13 protein-coding genes are annotated in these 14578 nt (G+C 69.8%); 3 read left to right on the top strand and 10 right to left on the bottom strand.

All coding sequences use genetic code 11. The features are described from left to right. The first annotated feature begins 5 nt into the window (after positions 1 to 5). Positions 6 to 2996 carry a bifunctional [glutamine synthetase] adenylyltransferase/[glutamine synthetase]-adenylyl-L-tyrosine phosphorylase gene (locus D7I44_RS16905; protein WP_120790561.1) on the top strand — a complete coding sequence of 997 codons (2991 nt, stop codon included), beginning with the start codon at positions 6 to 8 and terminating at the stop codon, positions 2994 to 2996. Here D7I44_RS16905 and D7I44_RS16900 read toward each other — a convergent pair. From D7I44_RS16900 to glnA, 5 genes are all read right to left on the bottom strand, one after another. Beyond that, positions 2978 to 3664: a TetR/AcrR family transcriptional regulator gene (locus tag D7I44_RS16900; RefSeq protein WP_245979773.1), complete on the bottom strand. Its 687-nt coding sequence runs from the start codon at positions 3662 to 3664 to the stop codon at positions 2978 to 2980. The two genes, D7I44_RS16905 and D7I44_RS16900, sit on opposite strands and share 19 nt — an antisense overlap. A gap of 67 nt (positions 3665 to 3731) precedes the next feature. Beyond that, positions 3732 to 4058 (bottom strand): nuclear transport factor 2 family protein, encoded by a 327-nt coding sequence (locus D7I44_RS16895; RefSeq protein WP_120790559.1) that lies wholly within the window; start codon positions 4056 to 4058, stop codon positions 3732 to 3734. Between the two features lie 36 nt (positions 4059 to 4094). After that, the gene (locus D7I44_RS16890; protein WP_120790558.1) at positions 4095 to 4985 is read right to left on the bottom strand and encodes an SDR family oxidoreductase; all 891 of its coding nucleotides are present in this window, start codon (positions 4983 to 4985) and stop codon (positions 4095 to 4097) included. Positions 4986 to 5027: 42 nt separating this feature from the next. Then, positions 5028 to 5771 carry an SDR family oxidoreductase gene (locus D7I44_RS16885; RefSeq protein WP_120790557.1) on the bottom strand — a complete coding sequence of 248 codons (744 nt, stop codon included), beginning with the start codon at positions 5769 to 5771 and terminating at the stop codon, positions 5028 to 5030. Between the two features lie 155 nt (positions 5772 to 5926). Further along, a complete protein-coding gene (gene glnA / locus D7I44_RS16880; protein ID WP_120790556.1) occupies positions 5927 to 7351 on the bottom strand; it encodes a type I glutamate--ammonia ligase in 1425 nt (474 codons plus the stop codon). Between the two features lie 140 nt (positions 7352 to 7491). Between glnA and D7I44_RS16875 the strand changes: the two genes are divergently transcribed. After that, positions 7492 to 7905: an RDD family protein gene (locus tag D7I44_RS16875; RefSeq protein WP_245979772.1), complete on the top strand. Its 414-nt coding sequence runs from the start codon at positions 7492 to 7494 to the stop codon at positions 7903 to 7905. Here the strand turns inward: D7I44_RS16875 and D7I44_RS16870 are convergent. From D7I44_RS16870 to lipB, 3 genes are read right to left on the bottom strand one after another with little or no spacing between them, the layout of a single operon-like run. Continuing rightward, positions 7902 to 8612: a DUF4191 domain-containing protein gene (locus tag D7I44_RS16870; RefSeq protein WP_120790554.1), complete on the bottom strand. Its 711-nt coding sequence runs from the start codon at positions 8610 to 8612 to the stop codon at positions 7902 to 7904. The two genes, D7I44_RS16875 and D7I44_RS16870, sit on opposite strands and share 4 nt — an antisense overlap. 23 nt (positions 8613 to 8635) lie before the next feature. Beyond that, positions 8636 to 9604: a lipoyl synthase gene (gene lipA, locus D7I44_RS16865; protein WP_120790553.1), complete on the bottom strand. Its 969-nt coding sequence runs from the start codon at positions 9602 to 9604 to the stop codon at positions 8636 to 8638. Further along, positions 9601 to 10278 (bottom strand): lipoyl(octanoyl) transferase LipB, encoded by a 678-nt coding sequence (gene lipB / locus D7I44_RS16860; protein WP_120790552.1) that lies wholly within the window; start codon positions 10276 to 10278, stop codon positions 9601 to 9603. Before lipB ends, lipA begins: the two co-directional genes overlap by 4 nt. A 157-nt stretch (positions 10279 to 10435) precedes the next feature. On the opposite strand from lipB, the gene D7I44_RS16855 reads away from it, so the two are divergent. Further along, positions 10436 to 11686, top strand: coding sequence for a hypothetical protein (locus D7I44_RS16855; protein ID WP_120790551.1), 1251 nt, complete (start codon positions 10436 to 10438; stop codon positions 11684 to 11686). Positions 11687 to 11691: 5 nt separating this feature from the next. Here the strand turns inward: D7I44_RS16855 and sucB are convergent, their stop codons facing one another. Together sucB and lpdA are read right to left on the bottom strand one after the other, a co-directional pair. Beyond that, on the bottom strand, positions 11692 to 13137 hold the full coding sequence (gene sucB, locus D7I44_RS16850; RefSeq protein ID WP_120790550.1) for a 2-oxoglutarate dehydrogenase, E2 component, dihydrolipoamide succinyltransferase: 1446 nt from the start codon (positions 13135 to 13137) through the stop codon (positions 11692 to 11694). Between the two features lie 55 nt (positions 13138 to 13192). Continuing rightward, entirely contained in the window at positions 13193 to 14575 is a 1383-nt protein-coding gene (lpdA, locus tag D7I44_RS16845; protein WP_120790549.1) for a dihydrolipoyl dehydrogenase, read from the bottom strand. Positions 14576 to 14578 lie beyond the last annotated feature (3 nt).

Genomic DNA, 14578 nt, shown 5'->3' with positions numbered 1-14578 from the left:
CCCGCATGCGCGTCGATGAGCCGCTGTCGCTGACCGCGCTCGCGCGCGCCGGGTTCACCGAGCTGTCGGCGGTGCGCGCGCGACTCGCCGAGTTCGAGGAGCTCGGCGGGCTGGCCGCCAGTTCGGCCCTGGCCTTGTTCCGGCGCGTCGCCGACCCCGACGCGGCGCTCGAGCGACTGCTCTCGCTGGCGCGCCGCGCGCCTGAGCAGGTCGGCGCGCATCGCGAGGACCCTGCCAGGGCCGCCCGGCTCGCCCGGGTCGTCGGTGCGAGCGAGGGGCTGTGGGAGTTCCTCATGCGCCATCCGGCGGAGCTCTCGGCTCTCGACGCGCGCGTCAGAAGCCTGCCTGGTGCTGACGAGCTGCGAGCCGACCTGCTCGAGTCGGTAGGGGCCGACCCGAAAGCATCCGCGCCCATCGCCGAGCTGACCGACGAAGAGGGCTGGTCTGCGTTCCGCCGCCGCTATCGGCGCCGCCTGCTGCAGATCGCGAGCTTCGACCTCGACCAAGCGGATCCCGTCGCGGGACTCGACGCCGTCGCCGCGTCGCTGTCCGACCTTGCGGGCGCCGCGGTCGAGGCATCGCTCGCCGTCGCGCGTGCCGGCACAATCGGCAGGGGCCCGGGCAAGTACCCGCTCGAGCAGGTCGAGGCGACCGGGCTCGCCGTCATCGGCATGGGCAAGGCCGGGGCGCGCGAGCTTAACTACGTGAGCGATGTCGACGTCATCTTCGTGTCGGAGGGCTCGGTCGACATCGCCACCCGCCTCGCCGTGCTGACGATGAGGGGCACGGATGCCCCTGCGATCGAGCCGTCGCTGTGGCAGCTCGACGCGAACCTCAGGCCAGAGGGGAAGGACGGCGTGCTGGTGCGCTCGCTGGAGTCGCACATCGCGTACTACGACCGCTGGGCGAAGACCTGGGAGTTCCAGGCGCTGCTGAAGGCGCGCCCGCTCGCGGGCGACCTCGAACTGGGTCGACGGTACAGCGCTGCGCTGTCGCCCCAGGTGTGGAAGAGCGCGGAGCGCGACGGCTTCGTCGACTCGGTTCAGCGCATGCGCGAGCGCGTCATCGAGCACATCATTCCTGAAGAGGTCGACTGGGAGCTCAAGCTCGGCCCGGGCGGCCTACGCGACATCGAGTTCACGGTGCAGCTGCTGCAGCTCGTGCACGGGCACGTCGACGCATCCGTTCGCCAGTCCGCCACCCTGCCCGCGCTCGCCTCGCTGGTGGCCGGCGGCTACGTCGGGCGCGATGCGGGCGCCGAGTTCGCCGACGACTATCGCACGCTGCGGCTGCTGGAGCACCGCGTGCAGCTCAGCCGGCTGCGACGCACCCACCTGATGCCGAAGGACGAGGACGCGCAGCGCGTGCTCGCGCGCGCAACGGGCCTCGCCGGCACCGCAGCCGAGCTGGTCGAGCGGTGGGCCGACATCAAGCGGCGCGTGCGTGGGCTGCATGAGCGACTGTTCTACCGCCCGCTGCTCTCCGCCGTCGCGGCCCTGCCGACCGAGGACGTGCTCATGGGCGAGCGCGCGCTCTCGCCCGAGCAGGCGCAGGCGCGGCTCGCCGCGATCGGGTTCCGCGACCCGCGCGGCGCCCTCGCCCACATCGGTGCGCTCACCGAGGGCGTCTCGCGCGCGGCGACGATCCAGCGCAACCTGCTTCCCGTGATGCTGCAGTGGTTCGCCGACGGCGCCGACCCCGACTACGGCCTGCTCACCTTCCGCCGGCTGTCCGATCAGCTGGGCGACCACCACTGGTTCCTGCGGATGCTGCGCGATTCCTCGGGAGCGGCGCAGCGTCTCACGCGGCTGCTGTCCGGCTCGCGCTTCGTCGGCGAGTTGCTCGGCTCGCTGCCCGAGTCGGTGGCGTGGCTCGACTCGGACGACGATCTGCGCCCGCGGCCGCGCGCCACCCTCGAGGATGAGCGGGACGCGGTGCTCGGCCGTCATGAAGACGCCGACTCCGTCGCCGGCGCGATGATCTGGGCCAGGCGGCGCGGGGTGCTCCGCCTCGCGATCGGCGGCATCCTCGGGGTCACGACGATCGACGAGGTCTCGCGCGGGCTGAGCGACATCACGGATGTCTTCCTGCAGTGCCTGCTCGCGGCCATTCGCCGCGAGCAGAGCGCGACCGAGCCAGACGGCTTCGAGTTCGCGATCATCGCGATGGGACGCTTCGGCGGCCGCGAGCTCGGCTTCGGCTCGGACGCCGACGTGATGTACGTGTTCCGCACGCCCGAGACGACCCCGGCCGCGAGCAGGGCCGGCCTGCACATCGCCGCAGAGCTGAAGCGCCTCAGCGACGACCCCCGGCTTCCCTTCGACCTCGACCTCGACCTGCGGCCGGAGGGCCGCAACGGACCGGTGGCGCGCTCGTTCGAGGCATACGCCGCCTACTACGCCCGCTGGTCGCTCACGTGGGAGGCGCAGGCGCTGCTGCGCGGCAGGGGCGCGGCCGGCGACGCCGCGCTGATCGCCGACTTCGAACGGCTCGCCGACCGCACGCGCTACCCGGCATCCATCGGCCCTACCGAGGTGCGCGAGGTCCGCCGCATCAAGGCGCGCGTCGAGTCGGAGCGGCTGCCCCAGGGCGCCGACCCCGCGCGCCATCTCAAGCTCGGCCGCGGCTCGCTCTCCGACGTGGAGTGGTACGTGCAGCTGATCCAGCTGCAGAACGCGGCGAGGCTGCCCGCGCTGCGCACGACCTCCACCCTGGGCGCACTGCAGGCTGCGGTGGACGCGGGGCTCGTCGATGATGCGGATGCCGAGCGGTTGCGGGCCGCGTGGGTGTTCGCCTCCCGCGCGCGCAGTGCGATGACGCTATGGACGGCCAAGACGTCAGACGTGTTGCCGCTCGACCGCGTGCAGCTCGACGGCGTCGCGCGCCTGATGGGCTACCCGCGCCGCTCGGCGAGCCGGCTGGAGGAGGAGTATCTCGCCGTCACGCGCCGCGCCCGCGCCGTGTTCGAGCGCGGCTTCTACGGCACTGCGTCGTAGCCCGTGGCCGGTTGGCGGTACCGAGGGGTGAGGATGCCGTCGAGCAGGTTGTCGAGCAACGCGTCGACGAAGCCCGGGGTGATCGGCTCGTCGGGAATGAGCAGGCGGTGATAGACGGCGCCCCACAGCTGGTCGACGACGACCTGGGGGTCGACGTCGACGCGAAGCTGGCCCGCCGTCTGGGCGCGTTGCATCCGCACCACTGCGAGGTGTCGGCGTTCTGACGAGTAGAGCGCACGATAGGCGACGGCGAGCTCGGCGTCCGTCTGCGCGGCACCGATCAACTCGGCCAGAAGTCGTCCAGCCGGGGTCTCGCTGACCAGCTGCCCGAACGCGTGGAGCTGCGTGGTGAGGTCGGCACGGATGTCATCGGTGTCAGGGAAGGCGAGTGCCGGCTCGACGGCGTGGAAGTAGCCGTCGAGGGCGAGTGCGCCGCGGGAGGGCCACCACTTGTAGATCGTGGTCTTGCTGACGCCGGACATGCGTGCGACCCGCTCGATCGTGAAGTCCGCAAGTCCCTCTGCGAGCAACAGCTCACCGACGGTACGCAGCACGTCGGCACGTACTTCGTCGGCGGGGCGTCGGCCGCGGCCGCGGCGCGGCGCGGCCGCTCTGTTCGCAAGCGGGGGATCCGGCAGTTCGATGCCGGTCTGCGGGTTCTCGGACACGGTGGGTCGCTCCTGTCGGGCTCCGGGACAGTCTAGGTTGCGCGGTCGATCCGACCGCGGCATCGACTCAGCTGATCAGCAGCGCGGCGATAAGCCCGTCGCGCAGTTCGAAGCGCATCGGGCCGGTGCCGTTGTAGCCGTCGCCACTGACCGTCAGCGTGACGAGATAGCTGTCCGGGGAGTCGCCAGAGACTGCGTCCACAAGCTCGAAGTGAGAGCGCTTGCCGATGTTGTCGCTGCGGTCCCAGGCGAGGATGCCCGCGTGGCCGTCGAAGCCGCGGCCCCAGTCGTCGAGGTGCGCGTCTGGAGTGAACGCTGCCACGAAGGCATCCGAGTCGCCGCGGTTGGTCGCGTCGATGAAGGCGGCGATCGCTGCGGGAAGTTCAATGCTCATGGTGTTCAGTTTCCCTTCGGAAGGCGCCCTCTCGGCCTACTTGGCGACGGTGAGCAGGTCGGCGAGGTCGACGCGGGTGAGGAACTCGGTGCGGATGCGGTCGGCGACCTCGGAGACCTCTTCCGAGCCATCGTTCGCGGGGTCGATGTGCACGCGGTACGGGCGTTCGCCCTCGGGCAGCGCGACGATACGGGCGATCTCGTCGGAGACCATCGAGGCGTCGGCGTCGGCCGGGGCCAGCGCGGCGAGCTTCTCGCTCACCTGCTCCATCAGCCCGGCGTACTTCGTCTCGTACTCGGCCTCGACCGCGGAGTCCTGCGGCCGGCCCGAGTGGGCGAAGTGGTTCGTGCCGTTCGTGAACGAGCCGGGGACGACGATCGAGGTCTCCACGCCCCAGCGGGCGAGCTCGGCCGCGTAGGACACGGCGAGCGAGTCCATGCCGGCCTTCGCCGCGAAGTACGGCGACAGGTACGGCGGAGTGCCGCCCTTGACGGACGACGAGGAGACCCAGATCACAAGGCCCGCGCCGCGGTGGCGCATGCCGGGCAGCGCCGCGCGGTTCACCCGCTGGGTCGACAGCACGTTAACGTTGTACAGCTCGGCGAGCTGCTCGGGGGTGAAGGCCTCGGCCGGGCCGACGACCATGTGGCCGGCGTTGTGGATCAGCACATCGATCCGGCCGTGCTCGGCCTCGACCTGCGCGATGGCGGCATTCACGGATGCCTGATCGTTGACGTCCATCTCGATGGCCCGCAGGTCGACACCGTTCTCCTTCGAGAAGTCCGCGACGGCCTGGACCTGCGGGGCGTTGCGGCCGGTGGTCTCGCGCATGCCGGCGTAGACGGTGTTGCCCGCCAGCGCCAGGGTGCGGGCGGTGAGGGCCCCGAAGCCGCTCGAGGCGCCCGTGATGACGGCGATATTGCTCATGATTGCGCTTCTTTCGATCTCAGTCGATGCGGCGGCGGATGCCTACGCGAGGCCGCCGTTGGCGAAGATGACCTGGCCGTTGACCCAGCGGGCAGGGCCTGCGAGGAACGCGACCGTCTCGGCGATGTCCTCGGGCCGGCCGAGGCGCTCGAGCGGGGCGGCCTTGGAGAGGTTCGCGATCGTCGCCTCGTCCTTGCCGTCCAGGAACAGCGCGGTCGCGGTGGGCCCGGGGGCCACAGCGTTGACCGTGATGTCCTTGCCGCGCAGCTCGCGAGCGAGGATCAGCGTGATGCCCTCCACTGCAGCCTTGCTCGCGACATAGGCGCCGTACGTGGGGAAGGAGGTGCGGGTCACCGTGGTGGAGAAGTTGACGATCGCACCGCCTGCGCGCAGCCGGTTGGCCGCGAGCTGCGAGACGACGAAGGTGCCGCGGATGTTGGTGCGGTGCATCCGGTCCAGGTCCTCGAGCTTCAGCGTTGCGATCGGGGACAGGATCATGATGCCCGCCGTGTTCACGACGACGTCGATGCCGCCGAAGGCCGCCTCGACCGCGTCGAACGCCTGTGCCATGGCGTTCTCGTCCGCGACGTCGCCACCGACCGAGATGGCCTTGCCGCCGGCCGAGGTGATGTCGGCGACGATCGCGTCGGCCTTGGCCTGGTTGCCTGCGTAGTGCACGGCCACGGCGAAGCCGTCGGAGACGAGCTTCTCCACAACGGCCTTGCCGATGCCACCGGAGCCGCCGGTGACGAGAGCGACACGGTCGGCGGTGGGGGTGCTGTTCATGGTGAATGTCCTTTCCTGACCATCATCCGTAATTGAACGATACGTCCATATAATCACAAAATGAACGCTTAGTCCATATTTATCGAGAAAAGGGCCGTCTATGAAGAAGGCCCCCGCCGATGGCGGGGGCCTTCTTCGTAGACTCTGTCAGCAGATCAGACGCCGTAGTACAGCTCGAACTCGAAGGGGTGGGGGCGCTGGGCGAGGGGCTTGAGCTCCTTCTCGCGCTTGTACTCGATCCAGGTCTCGATGAGCTCCTCGGTGAACACGCCACCCTTGGTGAGGAACTCGTGGTCAGCCTCGAGCGCGTCCAGCACGGCCTCCAGCGAGCCGGGAACCTGCGGAATCAGCTTCGCCTCCTCCGGGGGGAGTTCGTACAGGTCCTTGTCGACCGGCTCGTGCGGCTCGATGCGGTTCTGGATTCCGTCCAGGCCCGCCATCAGCTGCGCCGCGAACGCAAGATACGGGTTGCCCGACGCATCCGGCGCACGGAACTCGATGCGCTTGGCCTTCGGGTTCGTACCCGTGATCGGGATGCGGATCGCCGCCGAGCGGTTGCCCGCCGAGTAGACCAGGTTGACGGGAGCCTCGAAGCCCGGCACCAGGCGGTGGTACGAGTTCACCGTCGGGTTCGTGAACGCCAGCAGCGCCGGGGCGTGCGCGAGCAGGCCGCCGATGTACCAGCGGGCAATGTCGGACAGGCCACCGTAGCCGGCCTCGTCGTAGAACAGCGGCGTGCCGCCGTTCCACAGCGACTGGTGCGTGTGCATGCCCGAGCCGTTGTCGCCGAAGAGGGGCTTGGGCATGAACGTGGCGGTCTTGCCCCACAACTCGGCCGTGTTCTTCACGATGTACTTGAACTTCAGGATGTCATCGGCGGCGTGCACCATGGTGTCGAAGCGGTAGTTGATCTCCGCCTGGCCGCCGGTGCCGACCTCGTGGTGGGCGCGTTCGAGGATGAGGCCCGCCTCGATCAGCTTCAGCGAGATGTCATCGCGCAGGTCGGCCTGCTTGTCCACGGGGGAGACGGGGAAGTAGCCGCCCTTGTACGGGGTCTTGTTGCCGAGGTTCCCGCCCTCTTCGACACGGCCCGAGTTCCAGGCGCCCTCCTCGGAGTCGACGTGGAAGAACGCGCCGTTCTGCTTCACCTCGTAGCGGACATCGTCGAAGATGTAGAACTCCGCCTCGGGGGCGAAGAATGCCGTGTCCGCGATACCCGTCGACGCGAGGTACTTCTCCGCCTTCTTCGCGACCTGACGCGGGTCCTTCGAGTAGATCTCCCCGTTGCGCGGGTTGTAGATGTCGAAGACCATGATCAGCGTCTTCTCCGCACGGAACTGGTCGACGTACGCCGTGGTCACGTCGGGGATCAGCTGCATGTCGGACTCGTGGATGTTCGCGAACCCACGAATCGACGAGCCATCGAACAGCTGGCCGACGGTGAAGAACTCCTCGTCGACGGTCGATGCGGGGATGTTGAAGTGCTGCTGCACACCGGGGAGGTCGGTGAAGCGGATATCAAGGAACTTGACGTCTTCGTCCTTGATGAACTTCAGCACCTCGGATGAATCCTTGAACATTCAGGCTCCAAAAGGCTGACGGGAAGGGCGCGAGCGCGACCTGCTTGCAGGGTATGGCCAGGCGGTTTCTCTGCAGTGACGCAAATGTTTCCGGCCTGTTACGTGGCAGGCTATCAGGCCCGAGTTCCTAGGATTGACGCGTGAGTTCGAGAACTGCGGATGCTGCACCGAGCAACTTTCCTGGCGAAAGACTGGGGCTCCCTGAGGACGGGATGGGCTCGGTCGGGCGCCTCGGTCGGCGCATCATCGGGCTCTGCATCGACTGGGCGATCGCGTCCGTCATCTCGTGGCTGATCACGCGCCACTACGGCGGCTGGACGGTCTACCCCATCTTCGCCGTGCTGCAGATCGTCTCGATCTGGGCTCTGGGCGGCTCGATCGGCCATCGCATCGCGGGCTTGCGGCTCTCGGCGCTGCCCGGCTCGCAGCCCGCCTTCTGGCGCCCGATCGTGCGCAGCGTGCTGCTCATGATCGTCTTCCCTGCGCTGGTCTGGGACTCCGACCACCGCGGCTTCCACGACAAGATCGCGGGAACCGTGCTGGTGCGCTCCTAACGGGGCTGACGCGGGGCGCGAACGCGGTTCGGGTCAACGCCCTTCGGGATCGGCATCGGCGCCTGCAGCGACGAGAGGCGGTTGTCGACCGCCTGCACTTCGGACTTGGTCAGCGACGGCTTGATCTTCGCGAGCGCAGAAGCGACCTTGCGCAGCGGCACCGAGTCGACGTCGGGGCCCACGCTGAGCGTCGTCACCGCGACGTTCGGCACGGTACGGGCGATCTTGCGACGCTCTTCGTCAAGCATCCGCCCGGTCCGCGACTTGGGGCCCTCGCTGATCAGCACCACGCCCCCGCGGCCGACGGCGCGATAGATGGCGTCGCGCGTCTTGCTGTTGACCGCGACAGGCATCTCGCTGCCGCGCCAGCCGCGCTTGAGCGACGAGCGCAGCACGGCGCCCACGGCGCCCGGCTGGCCGTTGATCTGCGAGTACGCAGCGCCCTCAGCGCGGCGGCCGAGGATGACCGTGGCGAGCAGCACGCCGCCGAGCACGCCCGCGACGATCCAGAGGATCCTCGAAAGGACGCCGGGCGACAGCAGGAGCGCGAGCACCACGCCGATGACGACCGGAAGCAGGAATCCGCCGATCATCAGCGGAAGCGCCTGCTTGTCGTACTTGCGGGTCATCTGGAAGACGTCCCACATCTGCCGGATGCGGCCGGGTTCTGCGGCCGGCGTCGCGGCGGAGGAGCTGGTTCGTGCCATGTCTAGAGATTACCTGAACCCGTTCAGGCAACACGCTGTGAGAGCGCCTCGCGGGCCTGCGCCCAGAGGCGTCCTGCGCGGTACGAAGAGCGCACGAGAGGGCCCGACATGACCCCCAGGAATCCGATCTCGCGTGCGGCCTGCTCGAAGTCGACGAACTCCTCCGGCTTGACCCAGCGCGCCACCGGAAGATGACGTGGGGAGGGGCGCAGGTACTGCGTGATCGTGATCAGATCGGTACCCGCGTTGTGCAGGTCCTCGAGGGCATGCAGCACCTCGTCGGGCTCCTCGCCCATGCCGAGGATGAGGTTCGACTTCGTGATCATGCCTGCGGTCTTGGCCTGCGTCAGCACGTCGAGCGAGCGCTCGTAGCGGAACGCGGGGCGGATGCGCTTGAAGATGCGCGGCACCGTCTCGACGTTGTGCGCGAACACCTCGGGCTGCGCGCCGAATACCTCGCCGAGGTGTCGCGGGTTGCCCGAGAAGTCGGGGACGAGGATCTCGACGCCGACGCCGGGCGCCTGGCGGTGGATCTCGCGGATCGTCTCGGCGTAGAGCCAGGAGCCCTCGTCGTCGAGATCGTCGCGCGCGACGCCCGTGACGGTCGCGTAGCGCAGCTCCATCTGGGCGACGGACTCCGCGACCCGTCGCGGCTCGTCGCGGTCGTAGTCCGCCGGCTTGCCGGTGTCGATCTGGCAGAAGTCGCAGCGACGGGTGCAGGCGGAGCCGCCGATGAGGAAGGTCGCCTCCCGGTCCTCCCAGCACTCGAAGATGTTCGGGCAGCCGGCTTCCTGGCACACCGTGTGCAGCTGCTCGCTCTTCACGAGGTTCTGCAGCTGGCGGTATTCGGGGCCCATCTTCGCCCGCGTCTTGATCCAGTCGGGCTTCTTCTCGATCGGGGTCTGCGCGTTGCGCGCCTCGAGGCGCAGCAGCTTGCGCCCGCTCGTGTCGTGCGCGGGGCCGGCGCCGTTCGAGATGTTGACGGCGGTCATGCGAGCACCGCCTGCTCGCCGAGCACCCGGTCGAAGACGCGCGTCAGCACGGGCACGACGGCGGTGGGGTCGACCACCGTCGCGTCGCCGCGACGCGCGAGCTCGCGCGTGATCGTGGTGACGCCGGCGTCGCGGATGCCGCATGCGACGATCTGCTCGTAGGCGTCGAGGCTGTTCGAGCAGTTCAGCGCGAAGCCATGCATGGTGACGCCCTCGGCGACGCGCAGGCCGATCGCACCGATCTTGGCATCGGGGGCCTGCTCGCCGGCATCCGTCGTCTGGCTCACCCACACGCCGCTGCGACCTTCGACGCGATGCCCGTCCACGCCGAACTCGGCGATGACGTCGATCATCAGCTGCTCGAGGCGGCGGACGAACGCGACCACGTCGACGGGCTCCTTGAGACGCATGATCGGGTAGCCGACCAGTTGCCCCGGGCCGTGCCAGGTGATCTTGCCGCCGCGATCGACGTCGATCACGGGCGTGCCGTCTGTCGGCCGCTCAGAGGCCTCTGTGCGCTTGCCGGCCGTGAACACGGACGGGTGCTCAAGCAGCAGAACGGTGTCGGGCGCCGCCCCGCGAACCACGGCAGCGTGGGTCTCACGCTGGAGTTCGAGGGCTTCGAGATACGGCACGGAATTGGCGCTTAGTCCCGTGACGCGGTACTCGATCATGTCGGAGGATTTCCCTACGTCGGTGGTCTGAAGTTGTCCCGCCAGCCTATGCCAAGGGGGTGCACTCGCACAGCACAGGGCCGTTGTACCGGGGGTTGTCCACTTCTGCCGGGCTCTGGCGGTTCCGGGTCAGCCGCGGGCCAGCAGGATGAGCGGCATGACGGATGCTTCGGCCGCGGTCGCCTCTGACGCAGTCGCGTTCGGCCGACGGGCCGCCGCGCTGATCGCGAGCGAGTCCGCGCATCTTCCCCGGGTGCTCGATGTGACGGTGCTGGGGGAGCGGCGCGAGTTGCAGCTGCACGAAGTCGCCGGGCCGGCGCTCGCCGACGTGCTCGCGCGGCGCCGCCGGCTGCCGGCCGGCGAGGCGGTCACGATCGTGATCAGCGCCGCGCGCGCCGTCGCCGCCCTGCACTCCGCAGGGTTCTGCTGCGTCGCGCTCGACGCGGGGCTCGTGCGCTTCGACCACGCCGGCACGCCCCTGATTCTCGGGCTCGACGATGTGCGCGAGATCGTCCTCGCCGGCGCGCAGGGAACGGCTGACGACTGGCGCGCGGTCGCAGACCTGGCTGACCGGCTCGGGCTCATCGCGCACGGACGAGCAGGCGGCGCACTCGGGCCCGCCCAGGTCGGTCTGGGCCTCGCGCTGGCCACCCTCACCGCAGGCGAGAACGAGCAGACCGTCGACCGGCTCGAAGCGGCGCTGTTCGAGCTCGCCGAGCCCGAACCCGTGCAGCTCTCCGGCGCACCCGCCGCCCACCACGAGACAGCGCAGTCACCGCTCGGCGAGCGACGGGTGAGCGCGGCGCACCGCCGCCCGAGCGGCTCGATTCTGATCGAAGCGTTCGACGCCGGGCCGGCCGCCCTGCTCGCCGGACCGCTGGCGCGGCTGCGCGCACGCACCGCAGAGGTCCTCGGCCGCATTCACGGCCGCGGTCGACTTCTGCTCATCGCCGGCGCTGCTGCCGCGGCGCTGACGTTCGTCGCTGTCGCGCTTCTGCCCGGCGACGCCACTGCGCCCGCGGCGCCACCGCGCGCAGGCGGCGGCGCCGCGGTGCGGTCTGATGCGCGCACGACGCCGAGCACCGCTCCGACGGCCGCGCACGACGCCGCCCTGTTCGGCGCTGATCCGGTTGCCGCGGCCTCCGTCCTGCTCGCACAGCGCGACGGATGCCTGGACGTGAGGGGCGACGGGCGGGCGGTCTGTTTGGCGCGCGTCGCGGACGGGCAGGCATCCGCCCTCGATCGGCCTGCGCGCCCGCTCGCCGGGCTTACGCCCTCACTGCTCGAACGCACCGGCGATTCAGCACTCATCGCACTGACTCCGAACGACCCGGGTACGGCGCCGGCCTCGGCCCTGCTGATGAGGACCGAGGCCGGGTGGAAGCTGAGACAGCTGTATGAGAACTGACGTCCCTAGATGCCGAGGTCGCCCTCGAAGGCCGCCTGCTCGAGACGGGCCTTGACAGCGCCCAGGTAGCGCGCAGCGTCTGCCCCCGCGATGGTGCGGTGGTCGTACGACAGGGCGAGATAGACGATCGAGCGGATCGCGATGACATCCTGGCCGTCGGCCTTGATGACGGTCGGCTCCTTGACGACGATGCCCGTGCCGAGGATCGCGGACTGCGGCAGGAACACGACCGGAGTGTCGAACAGCGCGCCGCGCGACCCGGTGTTGGTCAGCGTGAACGTGCCGCCGGCGAGCTCGTCGGGCTTCAGCTTGTTGTCGCGCGTGCGGCCGGCGAGGTCGGCGATCTGCGCGGCGAGGCCGGCGATGTCAAGCGAGCTGGCGTCCTTGATCACCGGCGTGAGCAGGCCGCGGTCGGTGTCGACGGCGATCGCGAGGTTCTCGGTGGCGGGGTAGGTGATGTTCTCACCGTCGAACGTCGAGTTGATGATCGGGTAGACCTGCAGCGCCTCAAGCGCCGCCTTGGCGAAGAACGGCAGGAAGGACAGCTTGTTTCCGGTCTTGGCCTGGAAGTCGGCCTTCACCCTGTCTCGCAGCGCGGCGACCTTGGTGACGTCGACCTTGACGACGGTGGTGAGCTGAGCCGTCTGCTGCATCGACTCGACCGCGCGCTGCGACATGACCTTCGTCAGGCGCGTGGCCGCAACGGTGCTTCCGCGCAGCGGCGAGACCTCGAGCGGAGCAGGAGCCGGAGCCGGAGCCGCGACGGGCGCTGAGCTCGCACCGGAGGCGGCGTTGAGCACGTCCTCCTTGCGGATGCGACCGCCGACGCCGGTGCCGGCCACACTGTTGAGGTCGACGCCCTGCTCGCTCGCGATCTTGCGAACGATCGGGGTGACGTAGCCGCCGCCCGCGTGGGCGCCGCCCGCGGCGGGCGCAGCAGGGGCCGCGGCTGCAGGGGCCGGAGCCGGGGCAGCAGGAGCAGCCGGTGCAACAGGCTGAGGAGCGGGCGCGGCAGCAGCGGGAGCCGCCACGGGCTCCGGAGCGACCACAGCCGCGGGCGCGGCCGCGGGGGCCGGGACAGGCTCGGGAGCGGGAACAGGCTCAGGCGCGGGGGCCGCGACGGGCTCGGGCGCCGGTGCGGGCTCGGGGGGCGCGACAGGCTCCGGCGCAGCAGCAGGGGCCGGCTCCGCCTCGGCCGGGGCGGCGGCGCCGCTGCCGTCGCCGATGGTCACGAGCGCGGTGCCGACCTCGACGGTCTCGTCCTCCTGCACGAGGATCGCCTCGATGACGCCTGCCACCGGAGAGGGGATCTCGGTGTCGACCTTGTCGGTCGAGACCTCGAGCAGGGGCTCGTCGACCTCTACACGATCGCCGACGTTCTTGAGCCAGCGGGTAACCGTGCCTTCTGTAACACTCTCGCCGAGTGCCGGGAGGCTGACGGATTCGCTCATGTGACTGTCTCCTTAGACCTTCAGTTCGGAACTAGCTTATTGCCAAGTGGCCGGCTCACAGCGCGTGCAGCGGCTTGCCTGCGAGCTTCAGGAACGCCTCGCCCAGCGCTTCGTTCTGCGTCGGGTGGGCGTGGACGAACGGCGCGACGTCCTCCGGGTGGGCCTCCCACCCGACGGCGAGCTGCGCCTCGCCGATGAGCTCGCCCACTCGTGCGCCGAGCAGATGGATGCCGACGACGGGGCCGCCAGCCACACGCACGATCTTCACGACGCCGTTCGTGCCGAGGATCTCGCTGCGCGCGTTGCCGGCAAGGCTGTACTCGTACGACGAGACGGCGTTCACCGCGTCGGCGCCGTAGCGCTCGACCGCGGCGGCTTCGCTCAGTCCGACGGAGGCGACCTCTGGGCTGCAGTACGCGATCTTCGGGATGAGCGCGTCGCCGATGACGGCGGGGGCGAGCCCCGCGATCTCCTCCGCGACGAACACGCCGTGCTGGAAGCCGCGGTGCGCGAGCTGGGGGCCGGCGACGATGTCGCCGACGGCGTACAGGCCTGGCACGGATGTCTGCAGCCGTTCGTCGGTCGCGACGAAACCGCGCTCGAGTTCGACGCCGAGCTCTTCGAGACCGAGGCCGCCGGTGACCGGCGCGCGCCCGACCGCGACGAGAAGCAGCTCGACCTCGATCGTGTCACCGTTCTCAAGAGCCACGGTCACGCCGGCATCCGTCTGCTCGGCGCCGCGGAACGGCACGCCGAGGCGGAAGTCGATCTCCCTGCGGCGAAAGGCCCTCTCCAGGCCCTTGCTGATCGCCTCGTCCTCGAGGGGGAGCAGATGCGGCAGCGCCTCGATGATGGTGACCTCCGCGCCGAGCGATCGCCAGAGGCTCGCGAACTCGACGCCGATCACCCCGCCGCCGAGCACCGCGACCGAGGCCGGTACGTGGTCGAGCTGCAGCGCCTCGTCGCTCGTGATCACGCGGCCGCCGATCTCGAGCCCGGGAAGCGTCCGAGCGGAAGCGCCGGTCGCGAGCACGACGTTGCGTCCCTCGTAGACGTCGTCGCCGACAGCGACCGTCGTGCCGGAGACCAGGCGCCCGAACCCTTCGACGACGGTGATGCCGCGGGCGCGGATGAGCGCCTGCAGTCCTTTGTACTTCCTGGCGACGACGCCGTCGCGGTAGGCGGCGAGCCTCTCGGGGTCGATGCCCTCGAAGGTCGCCAGCACGCCGGTCTTCTCCGCATCGCGCGCGGAGTCGGCGATCTCGGCGCTGTGCAGCAGCGCCTTCGTCGGGATGCAGCCGCGGTGAAGGCAGGTGCCGCCGACCTTGCCTTTCTCGATGAGCGCGACCCGGGAGCCGAGCTCGGCTGCGCGCAGCGCTGCCGCGTAGCCTCCGCTGCCGCCGCCGAGCACGACGAGATCGAAGGTGTGGTCTGCCACGCT

Source organism: Gryllotalpicola protaetiae, from assembly GCF_003627055.1.
Taxonomy (GTDB): Bacteria; Actinomycetota; Actinomycetes; order Actinomycetales; family Microbacteriaceae; genus Gryllotalpicola; species Gryllotalpicola protaetiae.
Note: the sequence above shows the minus strand (reverse complement) of the source record. Positions and strands in the feature narration are given on the sequence as shown.